Raw genomic sequence first — 6,958 nt, 5'->3', positions numbered from 1 at the left:
CGTGGAAGTCAAGGTCCCCCAACTGTCCGAATCGGTGGCCGAAGCCACCCTGCTGACGTGGAAGAAAAAGGTCGGCGAGGCCGTGGCCGTGGACGAGTTGCTGATCGAGATCGAAACCGACAAGGTCGTTCTGGAAGTGCCCGCGCCTGCGGCGGGCGTGCTCGCCGCCATCCTGCAGGGCGACGGCGCCACCGTGCTCGCCGAGCAGCCCATTGCCCGCATCGATACCGAGGGCCGGGCGAGCGCAGCCCCTGCCACGCCTGAGCCAGCGCCCGTGGCAGCCCCTGCGCCAGCGCCAGCCGCAGCCGGCGCGTCAAAAGCCGGCGTGGCCATGCCCGCCGCCGCCAAGCTGCTCGCGGAAAACAATCGGTCCGCCGCGTCGGTTCCGGGAACGGGCCGGGACGGCCGCGTGACCAAGGGCGACGTGCTCGCCGCCGTGGCCGGCGCTGCGACTGCGGCGGCGACCATCCCCTCCCCCACGGGCCTGCCTGCCAAGGCGCTGCCGCAGGTGTCGCCCCCCGCGTCCCCGCCGGACCTGGGCGAGCGCCCCGAGCAGCGCGTTCCCATGAGCCGCCTGCGCGCCCGCGTCGCCGAGCGCCTGCTGCAATCGCAGACCACGAACGCCATCCTGACCACCTTCAATGAGGTGAACATGGCTCCGGTGATGGACATGCGCAAGAAGTTCCAGGACGCATTCACCAAGGAGCATGGCGTGAAGCTCGGTTTCATGAGCTTCTTCGTGAAGGCCGCAGTGCACGCGCTCAAGAAATACCCGATGCTGAACGCGGCGGTCGATGGCAACGACATCGTCTACCACGGCTACTTCGACATCGGCATCGCCGTGGGCTCGCCGCGTGGCCTGGTGGTTCCCATCCTGCGCAACGCCGACCAGATGGGCTTTGCCGACATCGAGAAGAAGATTGCCGAGTTCGGCCAGAAGGCCAGGGACGGCAAGCTGGGGATCGAGGAAATGAGCGGCGGCACCTTCTCCATCTCCAACGGCGGCACCTTCGGCTCCATGCTGTCCACGCCCATCATCAACCCGCCACAGTCGGCGATTCTGGGCGTGCACGCGACCAAGGACCGCGCCGTGGTCGAGGGCGGCCAGATCGTCATCCGCCCGATGAACTACCTGGCCATGTCCTACGACCACCGCATCATCGACGGCCGCGAAGCCGTGCTCGGGCTGGTGGCGATGAAGGAGGCGCTGGAAGACCCCGCGCGCCTGCTGTTCGACCTCTGACACGGCCGATCGCCTGGAACACTGTCCCCCACACGGCCCGGCCCGGGCCGCCGGCGGACCTTTCTGCAAGACCGAACGGAATTTCCCCATGAGCAAACGTTTCGATGTGATCGTCATCGGCGCCGGCCCCGGTGGCTACGTCGCCGCCATCCGCGCGGCCCAGCTGGGCCTGCAAGTGGCCTGTATCGACGGGTGGCAGAACGCCCAGGGCGACCCCGCCCCCGGCGGCACCTGCACGAACGTGGGCTGCATTCCCTCGAAGGCACTGCTGCAGTCGTCGGAGTATTTCGAGCTGGCCGGCAAACACTTTGCCGAGCACGGCATCGACACCGGCGGCGTGCAGATGGACCTGGCCAGGATGCTGGCGCGCAAGGACACCGTGGTCCGGCAGAACAACGAAGGCATCCTGCACCTGTTCAAGAAAAACAAGGTCCGCTTCCTCCACGGCCACGGCGCGTTCGTGCAGGCCGTCGAGGGCGGCCATGAGATCCGGGTGAGCGGTGCTGCCGCCCAGGAAACGTTGATCGGCGCGCAGATCATCGTCGCCACGGGATCGAGCGCGCGCGCGCTGCCCGGCACGCCGTTCGACGAAAAACGGGTGCTGTCCAACGACGGCGCCCTGCGCATCGGCGCCGTGCCCAAGCGGCTTGGCCTCATCGGCGCGGGGGTGATCGGCCTGGAAATGGGCTCCATATGGCGCCGCCTGGGTGCGCAGGTGACCCTCCTCGAAGCGCTGCCCACGTTCCTGGGCAGCGTTGACGAACAGATCGCCCGGGAAGCCCGCAAGGCCTTCGACAAGCAGGGACTGCGGATCGAACTGGGTGTACGGATCGGCGCGATCGAGAGCGGCAAGAAGGGCCTGCACCTCGCCTACACCGACGCCCGGGGCGAGGCCCAGGCGCTGGACGTGGACCAGCTCATCGTCTCCATCGGCCGCGTGCCGAACACCCAGGGCCTGAACACCGAGGCCGTGGGCCTGCAACTCGACGAGCGCGGCGCCATCGTGGTCGACGCCGACTGCAGGACCAACCGGCCCGGCGTCTGGGCGGTGGGCGACGTGGTGCGCGGCCCGATGCTCGCGCACAAGGCCGAGGAAGAAGGCGTCGCCGTCGCCGAGCGCATCGCCGGCCAGCGGGGCCACGTGAACTTCCACACCATCCCCTGGGTCATCTACACCCACCCCGAGATCGCCTGGGTGGGGCGCACCGAGCAGCAGCTCAAGACCGACGGGGTCCCGTACCGGGCCGGCAGCTTCCCCTTCCTCGCGAATGGCCGCGCGCGCGCGCTGGGCGACACCGGCGGCATGGTGAAAATGCTCGCCGACGCCGCGACGGATGAAATCCTGGGCGTGCACATCGTGGGCCCGCAGGCCAGCGAGCTCATTGCCGAGGCCGTCGTGGCCATGGAATTCAGGGCCAGCAGCGAAGACATCGCGCGCATCTGCCACGCGCACCCCTCGCTGAGCGAGGCCACCAAGGAAGCGGCCCTGGCCGTTGACAAGCGCGCGCTGAACTTCTGACGGCGGCGCATGCAAACCGGCCTGCCCTGACGAGCCCCTCGAAGCCCCCCGCCGTGACCGTGAAACAGGCCTATCTGGCCGCGCTGGCCGCCAGGGGCTACCAGAGCGACCCCGCCCAGCTGCGCGCCGTGGACGCCCTGCAGCGCTGCGCCGACGACTGGGCCGCGTACAAGGCGCGGCGCTCGAACGCGCTGCGCAAGCTGATCCACCGCCCCGACCTCGTGCGCGGCGTGTACCTGTACGGCGGTGTGGGCTGCGGCAAGAGCTTCCTCATGGACTGCTTCTTCCACGCCGTGCCCTTGAAGCGCAAGCTGCGTCTGCATTTCCACGAATTCATGCGCGAAGTGCACCGCGAGCTGGCCGGGCTGCAGGGCACGGTGAACCCGCTGGATGCGCTGGGCGGGCGCATCGCCAAGCGCTACAAGCTCATCTGCTTCGACGAATTCCACATCGCCGACGTCACCGACGCCCTGATCCTGCACCGCCTGCTGGTGGCGCTGTTCGACAACGGCGTGGGTTTCGTCACCACCTCCAACTTCCGGCCCGACGAACTCTACCCCGACGGCCTGCACCGCGACCGCATCCTGGGCGCGATTGCGCTGCTCAACGACCGCCTGGAGGTGGTGCATATGGACAACGGCACCGACTATCGCCAGCGCACGCTGGAGCAGCTCAGCCTGTACCACAGCCCCCTGGGCCCGCAGGCGGACGCCGAGATGGGCCGGGCCTTCGACCGGCTCGCGGAGGTGCCCGACGAGGACCCCGTGCTGCGCATCGAGGCGCGCGCGATCCGCGCCCGGCGCAAGGCCGGGGGGGTGGTCTGGTTCGACTTCGAGACCCTGTGCGGCGGCCCCCGCTCACAAAACGACTACCTGGAAATTGCCACGCAGTTCCACACCGTTCTGCTCTCCGGTGTTCCGCAGATGTCGGTGAACATGGCCTCCCCCGCGCGGCGCTTTACCTGGCTCGTGGACGTGCTCTACGACCGCCGCGTGACGCTGATCCTGTCAGCCGCCGTTGCACCCGGGCAGCTCTACACCGAAGGTCCGCTGGCGCACGAGTTTCCCCGCACGGTATCGCGGCTCAACGAGATGCAGTCCGGGGCCTTTCTGGCGCTCGGGCGGCGCACGGTCGATACGGGCCTGACATGAGCTGGCAGCGTCTGGCGCTCTGCCTGCTCTCCTGCGCCTGCGTGCAGTCCGCAGCGGCGCGGCACCACGTGGAGCAGCACGGGCCCCAGGCCCCCGCCACCGAGCGCCCACAGGATGAGCAGGCGCAGTGCTACCAGCGCTTCGCCGTCGAAGACTGCCTGCGCGACGTCCGCACCCGGGCGCGCGAAGCCCGGGACCGCCTGCGCGCGCAGGAACTGGAGCTCCGTGCCGTCGAGCGCAGACAAAAAGCGGCCAAGCGCTTGCGCTCCATCGAGGCAAAGCCTGATGCCACGCCCGCCGACCAGGAGGAGACCGGCGCCACGCAGATGGCCTCGGCAGACCCGCCCCGTGCGCAACGCCAGCATGCCGCGCAGCAAGGGCGCAGCCGGGCGGCGCCGGCACGGGCCAGCAGCGCCGCCCGCGCGGACCGTGCCGCCAAGGCACGCGCGCGCCACGCGGAGGCACTCGCGGCAGCGGAGAGTCGCCGTGCGCGGGTGGAGAAGTCGCAAGCCGATGCCGCAGCCCAGGGCCACAAGCCGCCCGCACCGCTGCCCGAACCCGCGTCCAGTCTCTGAAGGGCCTCCCTTTCGGCGCGTGCCATGCTATCGTCGATCCACGCAAGACCCACCCGCCCATCGATGAGAAAAACTGAACCCCTGTTGGCCCTGCACCCCGGCGTGCGTTTCCTGTTCGCCCACCCGGCGCATTTGATTGCGCTGGGTTTTGGCGCGGGGCTGTCGCATGTGGCGCCCGGCACCGTGGGCACGCTATGGGCCTGGCTGGCGTACCTGGCGCTGCAGCAGTGGCTCTCGCCCCTGCACATCGGCCTGCTGATTCTTGCGGGCACGGCAGTGGGCTGGTGGGCCTGCACCACCACCGCGCGCAACCTGCGCATTGCCGACCCCGGCTGCGTCGTGTGGGACGAGGTGCTGGCCTTCTGGCTCGTGCTGTGGCTGGCCATGCCCATGGGGTTTTGGGGTCAGCTCACGGCGTTTGCGCTGTTTCGCTTCTTCGACGCGGCCAAGCCGGGCCCCGTGGGCTGGGCCGACGAACACTTCAAGGGCCTGGGCTGGCGCGGCGGCTGGGGCATCTTGTTCGACGACTTCGTGGCCGCCTTCTGCACCCTGCTGGTGATTGCGCTGTGGAGGTTCTTCTGATGGCTGCGCGCGCGGCATCGAACAGTGCACCGCCGGCCCGGTTGCCGCAAGCCGATCTGGCGCAGATTTCCCGGCGCTTGCTGCAACGCGGCCACATGCTCGCGAGCGCCGAGAGTTGCACAGGCGGCATGATCGCCGCAGCCTGCACCGATCTGGCGGGCTCCAGTCAGTGGTTTGAGCGCGGCTTCGTGACCTACTCGAACGTGGCCAAGACCGAGATGCTGGGCGTTCCCGCCGGGCTGATCGGGGCGCACGGCGCCGTGAGCGAGGCCGTGGCCCGCGCCATGGCCGAGGGCGCCTTGGCGCACTCGCGCGCGCAGCTCAGTCTGGCCGTGACCGGAGTCGCCGGCCCCACGGGCGGCAGCGACGCCAAGCCGGTCGGCAGCGTGTGGTTTGGCTGGTGCGTGGACGGCGTGACGCACAGCGAGATGCAGCACTTCAGCGGCGACCGCGCCAGCGTGCGCGCAGCCACCGTGCGCCATGCCTTGCAGCGCTTGCTGGGCTGGCTCGCGGCCTGAGCGCACCACCCCCTCCTACCATTCGGCCACGCTGCCGTCCGCGTGCCGCCACACCGGGTTGCGCCAGTCGGGGCAATCGCGGCTGCGTTCCCGCACCAGTTCCTCGTTGATCTCGACGCCCAGTCCCGGCCGGGTGTTCGGCGCGATGAAACCCTTGTCCAGCCGGAAGTCCTCCTTGTTCAGGACGTAATCGAGCACCTCGCCGCCCTGGTTGTAGTGGATGCCCATGCTGTGTTCCTGCAGCGTGGCGTTCCAACTCACGAAGTCAACGTGCAGGCAGGACGCGAGCGCAATCGGCCCCAGCGGGCAATGCGGCGCAATCGCGACATCATGGGCCTCGGCCATCGCGGCGATCTTGATGCATTCGGTGATGCCGCCGGCGTGCGACAAATCCGGCTGCAAGATGGCGATCCCGCCGGCGGCAAGCACCCGCTTGAACTCGAAGCGCGAGTACATGCGCTCGCCCGCCGCCAGGGGCAGATGCGTTTTGGCGGCCAGCTTCGGGTAATGCTCGGCCTGCTCGGCGAGCACCGGTTCTTCGATGAATAGCGGGCGCAAGGGCTCGAGCTCCTTGATCAGCACGGCCGCCATGGGCACCGATACCCGGCCATGAAAGTCCAGCCCGAACTCCACCGCGTTGCCGAACGCGGCCCGAATTTCCGCGACCCGTGCGACGGCGGTATCGACCGCACGGGACGAATCGATCAAGCCCATCTCCTCGCAGCCGTTGAGCTTGAAGTGGCTGAAGCCGGCATCGACCCGCTGCCGGATGGCGTTGATCACGTCGGACGGGCGGTCACCGCCGACCCAGCCATAGGTCCGCATGCGCTCGCGCACCAAGCCCCCGAGCAGCTGGTAGACCGGCACCCCCAACGCCTTGCCCTTGATGTCCCAGAGCGCCTGATCGACGCCGGCGATGGCGCTCATGAAGACTGCACCGCCCCGGTAAAACCCCGCGCGGTACATCAGCTGCCAGAGGTCGTTGATGCGCGCCGGGTCCTGTCCGATCAGGTAGGGCTCGAGTTCGTGCACCGCTGCCTGAACCGCGTGTGCATGGCCTTCGACCACGGGCTCGCCCCAACCGATCAGGCCCTCGTCGGTCTCGACGCGCAGAAACATCCACCGCGGCGGCACGCGGTAGGTCGTGAGTCGGGTGATCTTCATGGCGGGGTCTCCCGGGACGTTTGAAAAGCCTGGAAAGCCTGGACGAAGGCCTGCGCCTGGCTCCTGGTGCGCTGCACCGTCTGTCCGGCGCGGTAGAGCTCCCCCCCCAGGCCGGCGCCGGCGCAGCCTGCCGCGAGGTACTCCGCCAGGTTGTCGGCGCTGATTCCGCCGACGGCAAACACCGGCACATCCGGAGGCAGGACGGC

The 6,958-nt window shown here is 69.0% G+C and carries 7 protein-coding genes and 1 pseudogene; 6 read left to right on the top strand and 2 right to left on the bottom strand.

What is annotated here, in order from left to right; genetic code table 11:
- Position 1: 1 nt before the first annotated feature.
- The 6 genes from odhB (at position 2) to VTU_RS0103625 (ending at position 5,588) form a co-directional block, all read left to right on the top strand.
- The gene (gene odhB, locus VTU_RS0103650; protein ID WP_010100865.1) at positions 2 to 1,243 is read left to right on the top strand and encodes a 2-oxoglutarate dehydrogenase complex dihydrolipoyllysine-residue succinyltransferase; all 1,242 of its coding nucleotides are present in this window, start codon (positions 2 to 4) and stop codon (positions 1,241 to 1,243) included.
- A gap of 88 nt (positions 1,244 to 1,331) precedes the next feature.
- Positions 1,332 to 2,762, top strand: a complete 1,431-nt coding sequence (gene lpdA / locus VTU_RS0103645) for a dihydrolipoyl dehydrogenase (protein WP_010100863.1) — start codon at positions 1,332 to 1,334, stop codon at positions 2,760 to 2,762.
- Between the two features lie 53 nt (positions 2,763 to 2,815).
- Positions 2,816 to 3,913 (top strand): cell division protein ZapE, encoded by a 1,098-nt coding sequence (gene zapE / locus VTU_RS0103640; protein ID WP_010100861.1) that lies wholly within the window; start codon positions 2,816 to 2,818, stop codon positions 3,911 to 3,913.
- Positions 3,910 to 4,488: a hypothetical protein gene (locus VTU_RS25530; protein WP_010100858.1), complete on the top strand. Its 579-nt coding sequence runs from the start codon at positions 3,910 to 3,912 to the stop codon at positions 4,486 to 4,488. The genes zapE and VTU_RS25530 overlap by 4 nt, the downstream gene beginning before the upstream one ends.
- 63 nt (positions 4,489 to 4,551) lie before the next feature.
- Positions 4,552 to 5,070 carry a phosphatidylglycerophosphatase A family protein gene (locus VTU_RS0103630; protein WP_040891861.1) on the top strand — a complete coding sequence of 173 codons (519 nt, stop codon included), beginning with the start codon at positions 4,552 to 4,554 and terminating at the stop codon, positions 5,068 to 5,070.
- Positions 5,070 to 5,588, top strand: a complete 519-nt coding sequence (locus tag VTU_RS0103625) for a CinA family protein (RefSeq protein ID WP_010100852.1) — start codon at positions 5,070 to 5,072, stop codon at positions 5,586 to 5,588. Before VTU_RS0103630 ends, VTU_RS0103625 begins: the two co-directional genes overlap by 1 nt.
- A gap of 15 nt (positions 5,589 to 5,603) precedes the next feature.
- On the opposite strand, the gene dgoD is transcribed toward VTU_RS0103625, so the two are convergent.
- Both dgoD and VTU_RS25525 read right to left on the bottom strand, forming a co-directional pair.
- Positions 5,604 to 6,752: a galactonate dehydratase gene (gene dgoD, locus VTU_RS0103620; protein WP_010100851.1), complete on the bottom strand. Its 1,149-nt coding sequence runs from the start codon at positions 6,750 to 6,752 to the stop codon at positions 5,604 to 5,606.
- A pseudogene (locus tag VTU_RS25525) lies at positions 6,749 to 6,958 on the bottom strand (2-dehydro-3-deoxy-6-phosphogalactonate aldolase); the annotation flags it as partial. The gene dgoD and the pseudogene VTU_RS25525, both read right to left, overlap by 4 nt.

This window comes from Verminephrobacter aporrectodeae subsp. tuberculatae At4 (assembly GCF_000193225.1).
Classification (GTDB): Bacteria; Pseudomonadota; Gammaproteobacteria; order Burkholderiales; family Burkholderiaceae_C; genus Acidovorax; species Acidovorax aporrectodeae.
The sequence above is the reverse complement of the archived record's forward strand: the minus strand, read 5'-3'. Positions and strand labels throughout refer to the sequence as shown.